The organism is Providencia sp. CIM-Carb-044 (assembly GCF_033901115.1).
Lineage (GTDB): Bacteria > Pseudomonadota > Gammaproteobacteria > Enterobacterales > Enterobacteriaceae > Providencia > Providencia hangzhouensis.
In genome coordinates this window covers 19291-35209 of record NZ_JAXADV010000016.1, presented here as the reverse complement: position 1 = coordinate 35209, position 15919 = coordinate 19291, and the positions used below count along the sequence as shown (strand labels likewise).

The window sequence follows — 15919 nt, the reverse complement described above, 5'->3', positions numbered from 1 at the left end:
CCAGGTGCGTTATCTGATAACTTTATTTTTGAGCCTGGCGGTGCTAGTCACCGCAGGTTGCGGTTTTCGTCTTCAAGGAACAACACAAATTCCTGAGGAACTGAGAACTTTGCAACTAAGTTCAAGTGATCCATATGGCTACCTTACAAGGGCGCTTAGGGAACAACTGCGGCTCAATAATGTGACCATTCTCGAAACTGGAAGAGCCGGTGTTCCCATTTTGAAAGTTCTGAGTTCTAATGAGAACACTGAAACTGTGTCCGTTTATCAAGATGGTAAAGCGGCAGAGAAACAATTAACACTGGTAATGAATGTGCAAGTGTTAATGCCTGATGGTGCTATCTATCCTTTACAAAGCCGTGTTGAACGCACTTTCTTCGACAACCCTTTAGAAGCACTGGCGAAAGATGCTGAAAAAGAAATTGTAAGGCAAGAAATGCAAGAACAAGCTGCACGCAATATCGTGCGTAAATTATTGCTTGTTCATTCAGCAGAACTTGAAAAAGCAAAAAACCAAGCGGCTGATACGAATACTCAACCATAATGACACGTATCTACCCTGAACAGCTGGCCTCTTCGTTACAAGAGTCTCTAAGAGGCCGCTATTTAATTTGGGGCAATGAGCCCCTTCTTCTTCAAGAAAGCCAAGATGCCATCCGCAAAGCGGCACAAGAGCAAGGCTTTGAAGAGCATTTTTCGTTTTCTCTAGAGCAACATACTGATTGGGATGAGATTTTTAGCCTCTGCCAAGCTCTCAGCCTATTTGCTAGCCGTCAAACTCTCACGCTGTTGTTGCCTGAAAATGGTCCTAATGCCGCCATGGCTGAAAAGCTGAACCAACTGGCGCAATTACTGCATTCAGACCTCCTTCTTGTGTTACGTGGTCATAAGCTCACTAAAGCACAAGAAAACAGTGCTTGGTTTAAAGCAATTAGCCAAGATGCTATTTATATCAGCTGCCTAACGCCTGAATATCAGCGGTTACCACAATGGGTTTCTAAACGCGCCTACAGTATGCGGCTTTCGTTAGAAACCGAAGCTAACCAGCTACTTTGTTACTGTTATGAAGGGAATTTACTTGGTTTGGCGCAAGCACTTGAGCGGCTGTCTCTTCTTTATCCAGATGGTAAACTCACCTATCCTCGGGTTGAGAGTGCCGTTAATGACTCTGCGCATTTTACTCCCTACCATTGGGTTGATGCCCTATTGGCGGGTAAATCCCGCCGTTCATGGCATATTTTAGAGCAATTGCAGCAAGAAGATATTGAGCCTGTTATTTTATTGCGATCAATCCAACGCGATCTAATGTTGCTTATTACATTAAAACGCCAGTCTGCAACAACCGCGTTAAAGACATTATTTGATCAACACAAAGTGTGGCAAAACCGCCGAGGTGTGCTCACTGAAGCCTTACAACGTTTAACATTGCATCAATTACAATCTGCATTAATGTTATTAACGCAAGCAGAAATCAATATTAAACAAGATTTTAGCCATTCTCCATGGCCTGACCTGCAGTCACTGTCTATGCTATTATGTGGTAAAGCATTTGCAGAGAATTTTATTCATGAGTAACTCATTTTCAAAACAGCATAACTTGCTCGCATTATTCGGTGGGACGTTCGACCCCATTCACTTTGGCCATTTACGTCCAGTGCAAGCACTTGCTCAACAAGTTGGGCTCGAAAAAGTTATCTTGTTACCTAACCACGTTCCCCCCCATCGCCCACAACCAGAAGCGACGCCATCACAACGTTTAGAAATGGTGAAACTCGCAATTCAAAATGCGCCTTTATTTGCTATCGATACACGTGAATTAGAGAAAAATAGCCCTTCTTACACGATAGAAACACTGGTTGAATTACGCCAAGAAATTGGGCCAGAAAAACCTCTGGCGTTTATTATTGGTCAAGATTCCTTATTATCGATTAATAAATGGTACGGCTGGGAGCGGATACTTGATAACTGCCATTTATTGGTTTGTTCCCGACCGGGATATGCCACACAGTTTGCCGATCCTAAAATGCAAAACTGGCTGTTAGAACATCAAACAACAGACCCTATTGCCTTAAACCAAGTGGCGAATGGGTATATTTTTATTGGAGATACTCCACTGGTAAATATCTCAGCAACAGAGATCCGCGAAAAATTAAATTCAGGCGACTCTTGTCACGATTTAATTCCAGATGCAGTTCTGCAATATATTCATCAACATCACCTTTATCAGCAATAAGGGAGCTCCCTTATTGAACAACTATTCGGATATGGCTCAAAAATGACTTGCTCTATTAAATAGTTGTCTGGGTATTGAATAAGCAATTGTTTCATCATCTCTAACGGCCTGTTTAACGGTAAATTCCCCGCTAAATAGTCGTTAATCAGCCATAATAAGCGTTTTTTCTCATCCTTCGTGGCTTTGTGTTTGAAATAACCTTGCATATGGCTCAGCGCATTAACTTCCGTATTTCTTGCTGGCACTGTCGCCAATATTTCCATTAAACAAGCTTTATATTGATTAAAAAAACACACGAGGTCGGTACTGCTTTTAATACTCGCCACTAAACGCCCTGTATACTGATAGCCAACAGGGGAATACGCCATGATGAGATATTTGTGGCAGCTATGAAATTGAATAATGTTGTGATGTGTTAACTCGTTGTATAAGCCATCTAACCTTTGTAACGTATACAATTTCGTCAAAAAGCAGTCCCAGAACGTTGTATCTTGTAGTTTATTACTGGTTAATATTGGAATGTTAGCAGGGAATAGCCCCTGTAATTCAGGGAGTTGCTGCCCAAAGCAAATAATACCATTAACTTTGTTTTGCCTGTCCTCATGGGAAAAATCCGTCATAAATTCAACCATGGAACTCACTTGTCGATGAATATTAACAGGAAGATGATTAATCCCTTCAAATATAAAAACTTTTGGCTTAATTATTTGCATAATACCTATCTCATCCTAAAATGTTTTTCAGGAGTACAGTTTCTAGAGTTATTTTGTAAAGTTAACACAAACTTCTTGCTCAAATGTACGGATATCCCTATAAATTTCACTCCACAATGAATAAAAAATAATTTAGCCGATTTTTCTTAAAATCTAGGGTAAAATAACAAGGCTGTTAATGTGTTTGATTCGTTATCAGCCATTATTTTATCTACAAACTACAAACAGTGTTTAACGTGATATTCTGTTTATTTGAATAAAAGGTGAACCTTTTGCAAGGAACTGAACTCCAACAATTTATTATCGATCAGCTTGATGATGCTAAAGCAGAAGATATCATTACTATCGATGTTCAAGGGAAATCAAGTATTACCGATCAGATGATCATCTGTACAGGGACATCAAGCCGCCATTTGATGTCAGTCGCTGACAGATTAATCGAAGCTTGCCGCAAAAATGGTTTAATGCCATTGGGTGTTGAAGGGCAAGGCATTTCTGATTGGATTGTCGTCGACCTTGGCGATGCCATTGTTCATATTATGCAAGAAGAAAGTCGTCGTATGTATGAATTAGAAAAGCTTTGGAGCTGAGTTTGAAATTACAGCTCATCGCCGTTGGAACAAAAATGCCGGACTGGGTCCAGACCGGCTTTATGGATTACCTCCACCGTTTTCCTAAAGATATGCCATTTGAATTAACGGAAATTCCAGCAGGAAAACGCGGGAAAAATGCAGATATAAAGCGCATTCTAGAAAAAGAAGGCGAATTAATGCTCGCAGCTGTAGGTAAAGGAAATCGCATCGTCACTTTGGATATTCCAGGGGATCGTTGGGATACCCCAAAACTTGCCGTACAGCTCGATAAATGGAAACAAGATGGCCGTAATGTTAGTTTATTAATCGGTGGTCCCGAGGGTCTTTCACCCGCTTGCAAAGCAGCCGCGGAGCAAAGCTGGTCGCTTTCACCGCTTACGCTGCCCCATCCACTGGTTCGTGTCCTTGTTGCTGAAAGTCTTTATCGCGCATGGAGTATTACGACTAACCACCCTTATCACAGGGAATAGTCAGGTTTAAATATGTTCAAAATGGCAATGGGATGAAAACACAACGCACCCCTTTTCGCGACCATACCGCTGAATCAGTTTTGTTTATCCGCCGAGCGCTTATCGCCTTCGGTGTGATTGTCATTTTAACGTCTATTCTTGTGACGAATTTGTATCACTTACAAATTGTCCGTCATGAAGATTACCAAACGCGGTCAAACGATAACAGAATCAAATTGGTGCCTATTGCACCAAGCCGTGGGATTATTTATGACCGCCGAGGAACCCAACTCGCACTTAATAGCACGTTTTACCAGTTAGAAATCGTGCCCGAAAAAGTCAGTAATCTACAAGAAACCTTAGATAATCTTCGTAGTGTGGTCGATTTAACTGACGAAGACATCACTAATTTTGAAAAAGAGCGTAAGCGCTCACGTCGGTTTACCTCTATTGCACTAAAAACACAGCTTAACGAAGTCCAAGTCGCTCGTTTTGCTGTTAACCAGTACCGTTTTCCTGGTTTAGAGGTCAAAAGCTACCAACGTCGTTCTTACCCATACGGTTCTGCACTAACCCATGTGATTGGCTATGTGGCAAAAATTAATGACAAAGATGTTGAACGTCTTGATAAAGAAGGTTTATTACCCAATTATGCCGCTAGCCACGATATCGGTAAATTAGGTATTGAACGTTATTATGAAGACATCTTACACGGCAAAACAGGTTATGAAGAAGTTGAAGTGAATAGCCGTGGTCGTGTTATTCGCCAACTTCATGAACAACCACCGCAAGCTGGTCGGGATATCTACCTTACCATTGATCTCGAATTACAGATTTATATCGAAAAACTGTTAACCACTAGCCGTGCTGCCGTTGTGGTCACTGACCCACGTAATGGCGAAATTTTGGCTCTGGTGTCTAATCCAAGTTATGACTCTAACTTGTTTGTTAACGGTATCTCAAATAAAGATTATCAAGCGTTATTAAATAACCCTGATAGGCCGTTGATTAACCGGACAACTCAAGGGCTTTACCCCCCTGCATCAACAGTAAAACCCTTTATTTCTGTCGCCGCATTGAGTGAAAAAGTAATCACGCCAAATACGACTATTTTTGATCCTGGTTGGTGGCAATTACCGGGTTCAGAAAAACGCTACCGCGACTGGAAGCGTTGGGGACACGGTAAACTTAACGTATCGAAATCCATTATTGAATCTGCGGATACCTTCTTCTACCAAGTCGCTTATGATATGGGAATTGATCGTATTTCTGAATGGATGAGCCGTTTTGGTTTTGGCGATTATACGGGTATTGACCTGGCTGAAGAGCGTTCTGGCATAATGCCAACCCGTGAATGGAAACAAAAACGCTATAAAAAACCTTGGTATCAAGGTGATACGATCCCTGTTGGGATAGGACAAGGCTATTGGACAGCAACTCCAATTCAAATGTCAAAAGCATTGATGACATTAATAAATGATGGTCAAGTTAAGACCCCTCATTTACTCTACGGCACAAAGTTGGGTAATGCCATGGTGCCTTATGAAGACAAAGAAACCAAACAAATCGGCGATATTAACTCAGGTTTTTGGGAACTAGCTAAGCATGGAATGTACGGTGTAGCCAATGCCCCGAATGGTACTGGCCGCCGTAGTTTCATTGGTACACCATATAAAGCAGCTGCGAAATCCGGTACCGCACAAGTCTTCAGCTATGAAACCTATAATGCCAGTAAGCTGGCAGAGCACTTGCGCGACCACAAGTTAATGATTGCTTATGCTCCGTATGATAAACCCACTATTGCCGTTGCGATTATTTTAGAAAATGGGGGCGTAGGCCCAGCAGTCGGTGATATTGTGCGGCAAATATTTGACCACGTTCTTCTTGGTGATAACCGAACCGAAGTCGCAGTGTCAGCAACCAATGCAGGAGAAGATCGCTGATGCGCAATTCTATGAATAACAATGAGCTATAAAGAATATGACAGACGATAAGAAAAAAATTTCGTTATCCACACGTCTGCATATAGATGTGCCTATGCTGCTAATTATTATCGCGTTGCTTGCATACAGCGCATTTATTATGTGGAGTGCCAGCGGCCAAGATCCTGAAATGATGGAGCGTAAATTAGGGCAGATAGCGACAGGCTTCGTCGTCATGATAGTGATGGCGCAGATCCCCCCTAGAATGTATGAAAATTGGGCGCCTCACCTGTTTATCTTCTGCGTTATTTTACTGGTTTTTGTTGATGTCTTTGGGCAGATAAGTAAAGGGGCTCAGCGTTGGCTAGACTTAGGGTTCATTCGGTTCCAACCCTCTGAAATTGCAAAAATTGCAGTCCCTTTAATGGTCGCTCGTTTTATGAACCGAGACCTATGCCCTCCTTCATTCAAAAATACCGTAATTGCACTAGTATTGATTTTTGTACCCACATTATTGGTGGCGGCGCAACCAGACCTTGGTACTTCAATTTTAGTTGCAGCTTCAGGCTTGTTCGTTTTGTTCCTTGCAGGAATGAGTTGGCGGCTTATTACTGTTGCAGCGATTGCGCTCGCGGCCTTCATTCCCCTGCTGTGGTTCTTTTTAATGCATGGCTACCAAAGAGCCCGTGTCATGATGTTATTAGACCCAGAAACTGACCCATTAGGGGCTGGTTACCATATTATCCAGTCAAAAATTGCAATTGGTTCTGGTGGGTTAATGGGGAAAGGTTGGCTACATGGCACGCAATCACAGCTTGAATTTTTGCCAGAAAGACATACCGACTTTATTTTTGCTGTGTTAGCAGAGGAACTTGGCTTAGTTGGGGTGCTCATTTTACTTGGCCTATACCTTTTACTGATTATTCGCGGGCTTTATATTGCTGCTAGCGCACAAAACACCTTTGGTCGAGTTATGGTTGGCGGCTTGATCTTAATCCTTTTTGTCTATGTATTTGTGAATATCGGTATGGTCAGTGGTATATTACCTGTGGTTGGTGTCCCCCTCCCTTTAGTGAGTTATGGGGGCTCCGCATTGATTGTTTTAATGGCTGGATTCGGTATTATCATGTCGATACATACACACCGAAAATTCCTTTCTAAAAGTTTATAAAATGAGGCTTAGTATGCGTTTACAATGGATAATGCTTGGCGTCACAGCCGCGCTACTCAGTGGCTGTGTGACAGATGAAGTTAAACAACCAGCCCAAGTGCCAACCAATGTACCCACTCAAGATGTATTAGGTGCAGAGCCTCATTATGAGCCGTATCATCCAACCGCAAATAATGATTACTCACGTAATGGTCAACAATACCAAATCGTACGTGACCCATCACAATTTAGCCAAGTGGGTTATGCATCCATTTATGGTGCTGAGTCTGCAGGTAATATGACTGCGATTGGGGAACGCGTTAACCCAGTGGAATTAACAGCGGCTCACCCGACTTTGCCAATCCCAAGTTATGTACGTATCACCAATATGATGAATGGCCGCATGATGGTTGTTCGTGTTAATGACCGCGGGCCTTATGTTCCAGGTAAAAGTATTGCTGTTTCAAGAGCTACCGCTGACCGCCTGAATTTAATGCCTACGACAAAAATTAAAATTGATGCCATTCAAGTTGCCCAAGATGGCTCCTTATCAGGGACAGGAACAGTAGGTTCTAACTTTGTGAAACAGAGCTATGCTTTACCGGGACGCCCACAATTAGGTTCTGGCCCAATGGGCACCCCTGTGATGGAAAACTTGCCAACTCCGGAAAATACATTGCCAGTTCAGCAGCCCAAAGAACCGATGCAGCCTACTATGCCAGACATGAACCTGCAAACACCAACACCGCCACCTGCAGCCATTATAGCTGAAGAACCGGTTCCAGAGCGTGGTTTTCTTGTTCAAGCTGGTGCCATTAGTAGCCAAGCCAACGCGCAAAATATGCTGAATGAGTTGAAAACACAATTTAATGTTCCAGGCCGTCTACAACCCTATAATGGTATTTACCGAGTACAGCTAGGGCCATTTAGTACAAGACAACAAGCTGTTGAGGTTCAAGGCCGTTTACAGTCTGAAAAAAACCAATCGTCAATGGTCGTTGCACCATAGAGCTATGTAACTTTAGGTTGCTCAATCATATTTTGGGCAACCTAAATACAGGCAATATTCAACTGACAAAAAAATCATTGGTACAGCGCAAAAGTCACTTTTTTCTTATCCCGTTCTTTTGCTAAACTGCGCCTCCTTGTGTTAACCGAATTTCGGATGTAATGGTAAAACCATGAATAATGTCGCTCCATCACGCATCGTGCGTCATACTGTGCTGGGTTCCGCACTCCTTCTTATGACTGCTAACATTGCGAACGCTAATGAAACCTTCCCAAATACATCAATTCCTGCAGCGCCCGCTATTGATGCAGAAGCTTATATCTTAATTGATTATAATTCAGGCAAAGTTCTCGCTGAAAGTAATGCTGACCAACGCCGTGATCCGGCGAGTTTGACAAAAATGATGACCAGCTATGTTATCGGTCAGGCAATTAAGTCAGGCAAAATTGGTGAAAATGATATTGTCACGGTTGGAAATGATGCGTGGGCTACTGGTAACCCAGTATTTAAAGGCTCATCATTGATGTTCTTAAAACCAGGCGATCGTGTTAGCGTTTCTCAGTTAACTCGTGGCATTAACTTGCAATCAGGTAATGATGCCTGTGTTGCAATGGCCGACTATATTGCGGGTGACCAAGCCAACTTTGTTCAGCTAATGAATGGTTACGTGAACAAATTAGGGCTGAAAAATACCCATTTTCAAACTGTTCATGGGTTAGATGCTGAGGGCCAATATAGTTCAGCACGTGATATGGCTCTTATTGGGCAAGCGCTAGTACGTGATGTGCCTGAAGAATACGCAATTTATAAAGAGAAAGAGTTTACCTTTAACAACATCCGTCAAACAAACCGCAATGGGCTGTTGTGGGATAAGAGCTTAGCTGTTGATGGCATCAAAACAGGCCATACTAATGCCGCGGGCTATAACCTTGTCGCATCAGCAACTGAAGGTGACATGCGCCTGATCTCCGTTGTTATGGGGGGGAAAAGTAGCAAAGGCCGTGATGCCGAAAGTAAAAAATTACTCACTTACGGTTTCCGCTTTTATGAAACCGTTAAACCATTACAAGCCAATGTGGATTTTGCCAGTGTGCCAGTCTGGTTTGGTGATGAAAATGAAGTAAAATTAGGTGTGACCGAAGATTTATACCTCACTATCCCACGAGGCCGCTTAAAAGATTTAAAAGCCAGCTATGAATTAACGACAACTGAACTAGAAGCACCATTAACCAAAGGCCAACAAGTAGGGACAATTAGCTTCCAACTTGATGGTAAAATCATCGAACAGCACCCTTTAGCAGTGTTAAAAGATGTTGAAGAAGGTGGTTTTTTCAGTCGGTTAATTGACTACATAAAATTACTCTTTCATCGCTGGTTTGGTTAAGACTTGAAACTAAAATAAGTCGTCCCCATATAGTAAATATCGAAATAGATAAGTACCGAAATGTTTGTTGGATGAATACATCTCATTGGCTGGTTTAATACCAGCCAATCTTTTTCAGCCAGCAGCCCAATTTAAAAATTAGGAGTGCCCATGAAAACGAAATTAGGTGAACTGCTTGAGTTCCCATGCCCATTAACCTACAAAGTGATGGGCTTGGCACAGCCTGAACTGGTTGATCAAGTGATTGAAGTGGTACAGCGTCATGCGCCAGGTGACTATAGCCCAGACGTAAAACCAAGTAGCAAAGGCAATTATCACTCAGTTTCTATTACTATCAATGCAACTCATATTGAACAAGTTGAAACCTTGTATACTGAGTTAGGTGCATTAGAGTTAGTGAAAGTTGTACTTTAAACAACAAGTTATCAAAGGCCGAATAGTCTACTGTTATTCGGCCTTTTTCATTTTTATGCCCTACGTTAAAATGCAATATATTCACTTCTAAATAACATTTGTTTCCAATCTAAATCACATTTTATGCAAGCATCCAGTCGTATGTTAACTTGAAGTATGGCAAACATAGGCGTTATACTGCCCGCAACGATAAAGACAACGTGGACACCTAAATTTTGTCAGATAGATGTATAACCATACGCCAACTTGGCCTTGCTCCTTATCAAACTGTTTCTGATGCGATGCACCAATTCACAGAACACCGTACGCCAGAAACCCATGATGAAATTTGGCTAGTTGAACATCCTCGCGTATTTACCCAAGGCCAAGCCGGAAAAGCGGAGCACGTTCTTGCCCCTGGTGATATCCCTGTTATCCAAAGTGATAGAGGCGGCCAAGTTACCTATCATGGGCCAGGGCAACAAGTGATGTATGTTATGCTCGATCTAAAACGCAATAAAATTGGTGTTCGTGAGCTAGTTACCGCATTAGAAAATACCGTCGTAAATACCCTTGCCCATTTTAATATTGCAGCGTATCCTCGCCCTGATGCTCCCGGTGTCTATGTTAATGGCGACAAAATTTGCTCCCTCGGATTACGCATAAGGAAAGGCTGTTCTTTTCATGGGCTCGCATTGAATATTGATATGGATCTTGAACCCTTTAATCGTATTAATCCTTGTGGTTACAGTGAATTAAAGATGACTCAAATGAGTAATCTTGCTCCCAAAGTATCAGTTTCCGATGTTCAGCCTGTGCTAATTCGCCAATTCTGTGACACACTAGGATTTCATATTGTTCAATAATAATGCTATAATTTTTTAACATTTTTAAAAAATATTTTAATGAATGGATAACAGTCTCCATTCGGTTTTATTTAGAATTATCACTTATCCATCAGCATAAAAGATAACTGGAACCGTCATATTATGAGTAAACCAATTCAGATAGAACGCGGAATTAAATATCGTGACGCCGACAAAATGGCGCTGATTCCTGTCAAAAACGTTGTGACTGAACGAGAAGAAATTCTACGTAAACCTGACTGGATGAAAATTAGGCTTCCTGCTGATTCCACTCGTATTCAAGGCATTAAAGCAGCCATGCGCAAAAATGGCTTACACTCTGTATGTGAAGAGGCATCATGCCCTAACCTTTCTGAGTGTTTTAACCATGGTACCGCGACCTTTATGATTTTGGGGGCTATTTGTACCCGCCGCTGCCCATTCTGTGATGTTGCCCATGGTCGCCCAAATGCACCAGATGCCAACGAACCCGAAAAATTAGCGCAAACTATTAAAGATATGGCACTACGCTATGTCGTCATTACGTCTGTTGACCGTGATGACCTACGTGATGGCGGAGCACAGCATTTTGCTGATTGCATTAGTGCTATTCGTGAAAAAAGCCCATCAATTAAAATTGAAACGCTGGTTCCTGACTTCCGCGGCCGTATGGATCGCGCATTAGAGATTTTAACCGCAACACCACCTGATGTGTTTAACCATAATCTTGAAAATGTGCCACGTGTTTACCGCCAAGTTCGCCCTGGCGCTAACTATGAATGGTCTTTAAAATTACTCGAAAAATTTAAAGAAGCACATCCAAATATCCCAACTAAATCGGGGTTAATGGTCGGTCTTGGTGAAACCAATGAAGAAATTATCGAGGTTATGCGCGACTTACGTCGTCATGGTGTAACGATGCTTACACTAGGCCAATACTTACAACCAAGTCGCCATCACTTACCCGTCAAACGCTATGTCAGCCCTGCTGAGTTCGATGAAATGAAAGAAGAAGCCATGGCAATGGGCTTCACTCACGCAGCCTGTGGACCATTCGTTCGCTCTTCTTATCATGCCGATTTACAAGCTAAAGGCGAAGAAGTTAAATAACCTCAACTGTTTAATTTATAGACAATTTATTGATAAAAAGGTCTGGTTTATATCAGGCCTTTTTTATTTTTATAAATAAAAAAACTCGCCCTAGATAGCTAGGGCGAGTTTTCAGCTGTTCGTTTTAATCTTAATTATAAAAATTACAGAGGAATAACGTTAGCAGCAGATGGGCCTTTAGCACCTTCAGTAATTTCAAATTCCACTTTTTGGCCTTCAGCTAAGGTTTTGAAACCATCGCCCATAATCGCAGAAAAGTGAACAAATACATCTTTGCTACCATCTTCTGGAGTGATAAAACCAAAACCTTTAGATTCGTTGAACCACTTAACGTTACCTTTAACTTTAGACATCAAATATTACCTTTAAAATAAAATAGACACACCATCTGTATCAAGCTCAGTACATCAGATTTCTCAGTTACTTGTCTACAACCTAGATCACGAAAATGGACTAAAAAGATAAAAAAATATTATTTATCGATAGAATAGGTTCTGATTTCGACAATAATTCTTATCAATAGTAATTATTACAACCAATAGTATTACCTATAACTAATTATTTAGTGTTTACTTCTCATGCAAAAGTAACCAATCTTTAATATCTAAGCCCCCTGTATACCCCACTAATTTTCCATCATGCCCAAGTACGCGATGACAAGGAACAATTAATGAGATTGGATTACGTGAGTTTGCCATACCGACCGCACGACAATAATTTACGGAGCCTAACTTTAACGCCAAATCTTTATAGCTCCATCGCTCCCCGTAAGGGATCCCACAAAGATGTTTCCACACTTTTTTCTGAAATTCTGTTCCTTGTGGATTTAATGCAACCGTAAAAACGGTTCTTTTATGATTAAAGTATTCCTTTAATTCTTTCACACAAAGCTTGGAGTGCTCATTCTTCGTTTCTTTTTCTGTTTTTTCATCCACAAAATAGAGGCTCGTTATTCCGTCATCATCAGCCGTAATATGTATCCACGGTTTAGGAAATTTATCCGGTGTTGCTAAATATTGATGGTACATAGTATCTCCTCAAAAGGACTCAATTACCTGATTGTATATACAGTTATAGAGTAAATTATTTCCACTTTGCAATGATCTTTTTTCTTAGAGAGTCTATCTGAATCATCCAATACCATACTTTTTTATTTTCAATGTTAATAACCACCTAGCTAATAATTAGAATAATTATCATTCAATATTTTTTATTCACTACATATTGTGTGGTTGATAAGTTAAAAATCTATATATAGTATTTATATGTCACGCACCTTATTTTTACTGCTATTAAACATTCAAAAGGTAAATAACATGGCTGAGATTACCATTTATAGTAAACCTAACTGCGTTCAGTGTAATGCAACTTATCAAGCCTTAGATCGCAAATCTATTTCCTACCAAATCATTGACCTTACTGAAGACAGCCAAGCTCTTGAATTAGTCAGAAAATTAGGCTACCAGCAAGTTCCCGTTGTTATTGCGGGAGACAAACATTGGGCAGGTTTTCGACCAGACATGATTAGCTTATTAGCCGCTTAGGTGGTGTTATGAAAACGGAATCACTCATCTATTTTTCAAGTCGCTCAGGAAATTGCCATCGCTTTATTGAAAAGCTAGGTGTCCCAGCAACGCGGTTGCCTATTGGAAGCCACGAAAATAGTCTAATTGCGACAAAACCTTATGTTTTATTGCTGCCGACCTACGGTGGTGGTGGTAGCAAAGGTGCTGTCCCAAAAGAGGTGATCCAATTTCTTAATATTGAAGTCAACCGCACACTTATCCGCGGTGTTATTGCTGCGGGTAATACCAATTTTGGTGATGCCTATGCGATAGCTGGAAATATCATTGCGCAAAAATGCCATGTCCCCTACCTATATCGTTTTGAACTTCTTGGTACTGATAAAGATGTTCAGTCCGTTCAACAAGGCCTAAAAACGTTTTGGCTACGTACAAACAACTAGAGTTATTCCAAATGGATAAAATGCAAAATATATCAGATGTGGATTATCATGCGCTCAATGCGATGTTGAATTTATATGATAATGAAGGCCGTATTCAATTTGATAAAGACAAAGAAGCGGCTCACCACTATTTTCGACAGCATGTGAACCAAAACACCGTATTTTTCCATGATTTAAAAGAAAAATTAGACTTTTTAGTACAAGAAAATTATTACGAAAACAGTGTATTAGAACAATATGACTTTGAATTTATCAAAGCACTATTTAAACAGGCATACGCTCATAAATTCCGTTTTCAAACGTTTCTCGGTGCCTTTAAATATTACACGAGCTATACGCTGAAAACTTTTGATGGCAAACGCTATCTCGAACGCTATGAAGATCGCGTTTGTATGGTTGCTTTAACGCTTGCGCAAGGGAGTGAATCTCTTGCTAAATTGTATGTCGATGAAATTATTACAGGTCGTTTCCAACCTGCAACTCCCACCTTCCTTAACTGCGGTAAAAAACAACGCGGTGAGCTAATCTCTTGTTTTCTTTTAAGAATCGAAGACAACATGGAATCTATTGGCCGCTCTGTGAATTCGGCTTTGCAGCTATCCAAACGAGGTGGCGGAGTCGCCTTTCTAATGACCAATTTGCGGGAACAAGGCGCCCCAATAAAACTGATTGAAAACCAGTCTTCTGGTGTTGTTCCTGTCATGAAAATGTTAGAAGATGCATTTTCTTATGCCAACCAATTAGGTGCAAGGCAAGGCGCCGGTGCCGTCTATTTGCATGCTCATCACCCTGATATTATGCGTTTTCTTGATACTAAGCGTGAAAATGCAGATGAAAAAATACGGATTAAAACACTTTCTTTAGGGGTCGTTATCCCCGATATTACTTTCCAGCTAGCGAAAGATAACCAGGACATGTATTTGTTCTCTCCTTATGATATTGAGCGCATCTATGGGGTTCCTATGTCTGAAATTAGCGTTACAGACAAATACCATGAGATGGTCAATAACAAAGCGATAAAAAAATACAAAATTAATGCTCGGGAATTTTTCCAAACTTTAGCTGAGATTCAGTTTGAATCTGGATATCCGTATATTTTATTTGAAGATACTGCCAACCGAGCTAACCCTATCGCAGGGCGCATAAATATGAGCAATCTTTGCTCAGAAATACTGCAAGTTAATCGCCCTAGCGTTTATGAAGACGATTTGAGCTATCAACAAATTGGTAAAGATATTAGCTGTAATTTAGGCTCCATGAATATTGCTAAAACAATGGATTCACCGGATTTCGCCCAATCAATAGCTGCGGCAGTCAGAGCATTGAGCGCAGTTTCAGATATGAGCGATATTCGCTCTGTCCCTTCCATTGCTGAAGGTAACCGACAATCGCATGCGATTGGGTTAGGTCAAATGAATTTACATGGCTACTTGGCAAGGGAGCATATTTATTACGGCTCAGAAGAAGCGCTCGATTTCACCAATATCTATTTTTATACGGTCACCTATTACGCAATAAAAACTTCAAACCAATTAGCCATCGAAAGAAAAACTGCATTTGTTGGTTTTGAACATTCAACCTATGCCTCTGGTGATTATTTTGATAAATATATCAACAATATTTGGCTACCAAAAACACAAACCGTTCAGGAATTATTCCGACATTCGGGTATCGAAATTCCAACTCGTGAAGATTGGCAAGCTTTAAAGCAGTCTGTCATTACCTATGGGATTTATAACCAAAACTTGCAAGCAATACCTCCTACTGGGTCCATTTCTTATATCAATAATTCAACATCAAGCATTCACCCGATTGTTTCACGAATTGAAATTCGTAAAGAAGGTAAAATTGGTCGTGTCTACTACCCTGCTCCTTTCATGACGAATGAAAACTTAGAATATTACCAAGATGCTTACCAAATCGGCCCTGAAAAAATTATTGATACTTATGCCATGGCAACTCAGCACGTTGACCAAGGTTTATCTTTGACTCTATTTTTTAAAGATGATGCCACCACACGAGATATTAACCGAGCGCAAATATATGCCTGGCGAAAAGGAATCAAGACATTGTATTACATCCGATTACGCCAAACTGCCCTCGAAGGAACTGAAGTCGAAGGCTGCGTATCTTGCACTTTGTAATAGGAAAA

Annotated in this window: 18 protein-coding genes; 15 read left to right on the top strand and 3 right to left on the bottom strand. The window is 40.9% G+C overall.

The annotated features are described in order from the left end of the window. Window positions 1-4 precede the first annotated feature (4 nt). From lptE to nadD, 3 genes are read left to right on the top strand one after another with little or no spacing between them, the layout of a single operon-like run. Window positions 5-544: an LPS assembly lipoprotein LptE gene (lptE, locus tag SJ312_RS20595; protein WP_096864959.1), complete on the top strand. Its 540-nt coding sequence runs from the start codon at window positions 5-7 to the stop codon at window positions 542-544. Continuing rightward, window positions 544-1575 carry a DNA polymerase III subunit delta gene (gene holA, locus SJ312_RS20590; RefSeq protein ID WP_165880272.1) on the top strand — a complete coding sequence of 344 codons (1032 nt, stop codon included), beginning with the start codon at window positions 544-546 and terminating at the stop codon, window positions 1573-1575. Before lptE ends, holA begins: the two co-directional genes overlap by 1 nt. After that, window positions 1568-2233, top strand: coding sequence for a nicotinate-nucleotide adenylyltransferase (gene nadD, locus SJ312_RS20585; protein WP_094961798.1), 666 nt, complete (start codon window positions 1568-1570; stop codon window positions 2231-2233). Before holA ends, nadD begins: the two co-directional genes overlap by 8 nt. On the opposite strand, the gene SJ312_RS20580 is transcribed toward nadD, so the two are convergent. Next, the gene (locus tag SJ312_RS20580) at window positions 2224-2946 is read right to left on the bottom strand and encodes a YbgA family protein (protein ID WP_165880270.1); all 723 of its coding nucleotides are present in this window, start codon (window positions 2944-2946) and stop codon (window positions 2224-2226) included. The two genes, nadD and SJ312_RS20580, sit on opposite strands and share 10 nt — an antisense overlap. 263 nt (window positions 2947-3209) lie before the next feature. Between SJ312_RS20580 and rsfS the strand changes: the two genes are divergently transcribed. From rsfS to lipA, 9 genes are all read left to right on the top strand, one after another. Next, complete coding sequence (gene rsfS / locus SJ312_RS20575) at window positions 3210-3536, top strand: ribosome silencing factor (protein WP_004257063.1); 327 nt, start codon at window positions 3210-3212, stop codon at window positions 3534-3536. A gap of 2 nt (window positions 3537-3538) precedes the next feature. After that, window positions 3539-4009 (top strand): 23S rRNA (pseudouridine(1915)-N(3))-methyltransferase RlmH, encoded by a 471-nt coding sequence (rlmH, locus tag SJ312_RS20570; RefSeq protein ID WP_036957956.1) that lies wholly within the window; start codon window positions 3539-3541, stop codon window positions 4007-4009. Between the two features lie 32 nt (window positions 4010-4041). Next, complete coding sequence (gene mrdA, locus SJ312_RS20565) at window positions 4042-5931, top strand: peptidoglycan DD-transpeptidase MrdA (RefSeq protein WP_004257068.1); 1890 nt, start codon at window positions 4042-4044, stop codon at window positions 5929-5931. Window positions 5932-5968: 37 nt separating this feature from the next. Next, window positions 5969-7081: a peptidoglycan glycosyltransferase MrdB gene (mrdB, locus tag SJ312_RS20560; protein WP_004257071.1), complete on the top strand. Its 1113-nt coding sequence runs from the start codon at window positions 5969-5971 to the stop codon at window positions 7079-7081. Window positions 7082-7094: 13 nt separating this feature from the next. After that, entirely contained in the window at window positions 7095-8069 is a 975-nt protein-coding gene (gene rlpA, locus SJ312_RS20555) for an endolytic peptidoglycan transglycosylase RlpA (RefSeq protein ID WP_153674171.1), read from the top strand. Window positions 8070-8241: 172 nt separating this feature from the next. Further along, window positions 8242-9453, top strand: coding sequence for a D-alanyl-D-alanine carboxypeptidase DacA (gene dacA, locus SJ312_RS20550; RefSeq protein ID WP_094961795.1), 1212 nt, complete (start codon window positions 8242-8244; stop codon window positions 9451-9453). A gap of 150 nt (window positions 9454-9603) precedes the next feature. Then, window positions 9604-9867 (top strand): DUF493 family protein YbeD, encoded by a 264-nt coding sequence (gene ybeD / locus SJ312_RS20545; protein ID WP_004257083.1) that lies wholly within the window; start codon window positions 9604-9606, stop codon window positions 9865-9867. Window positions 9868-10097: 230 nt separating this feature from the next. Next, window positions 10098-10712 carry a lipoyl(octanoyl) transferase LipB gene (lipB, locus tag SJ312_RS20540; RefSeq protein ID WP_071585879.1) on the top strand — a complete coding sequence of 205 codons (615 nt, stop codon included), beginning with the start codon at window positions 10098-10100 and terminating at the stop codon, window positions 10710-10712. A 123-nt stretch (window positions 10713-10835) separates the two neighbouring features. Continuing rightward, the gene (gene lipA, locus SJ312_RS20535; protein WP_004257088.1) at window positions 10836-11801 is read left to right on the top strand and encodes a lipoyl synthase; all 966 of its coding nucleotides are present in this window, start codon (window positions 10836-10838) and stop codon (window positions 11799-11801) included. Window positions 11802-11944: 143 nt separating this feature from the next. Here the strand turns inward: lipA and cspE are convergent, their stop codons facing one another. Beyond that, on the bottom strand, window positions 11945-12154 hold the full coding sequence (gene cspE / locus SJ312_RS20530) for a transcription antiterminator/RNA stability regulator CspE (protein ID WP_004257099.1): 210 nt from the start codon (window positions 12152-12154) through the stop codon (window positions 11945-11947). Between the two features lie 216 nt (window positions 12155-12370). Then, window positions 12371-12829, bottom strand: coding sequence for a methylated-DNA--[protein]-cysteine S-methyltransferase (locus SJ312_RS20525; RefSeq protein ID WP_004257101.1), 459 nt, complete (start codon window positions 12827-12829; stop codon window positions 12371-12373). A gap of 288 nt (window positions 12830-13117) precedes the next feature. Between SJ312_RS20525 and nrdH the strand changes: the two genes are divergently transcribed. The 3 genes from nrdH to nrdE are packed head-to-tail and all read left to right on the top strand — an operon-like array spanning window position 13118 to window position 15911. Beyond that, complete coding sequence (gene nrdH, locus SJ312_RS20520; protein WP_036957963.1) at window positions 13118-13345, top strand: glutaredoxin-like protein NrdH; 228 nt, start codon at window positions 13118-13120, stop codon at window positions 13343-13345. A gap of 8 nt (window positions 13346-13353) precedes the next feature. Continuing rightward, window positions 13354-13767: a class Ib ribonucleoside-diphosphate reductase assembly flavoprotein NrdI gene (gene nrdI / locus SJ312_RS20515; protein WP_165880266.1), complete on the top strand. Its 414-nt coding sequence runs from the start codon at window positions 13354-13356 to the stop codon at window positions 13765-13767. A gap of 11 nt (window positions 13768-13778) precedes the next feature. Next, window positions 13779-15911, top strand: coding sequence for a class 1b ribonucleoside-diphosphate reductase subunit alpha (gene nrdE, locus SJ312_RS20510; RefSeq protein WP_153674169.1), 2133 nt, complete (start codon window positions 13779-13781; stop codon window positions 15909-15911). The last annotated feature ends 8 nt before the right edge of the window (window positions 15912-15919 follow it).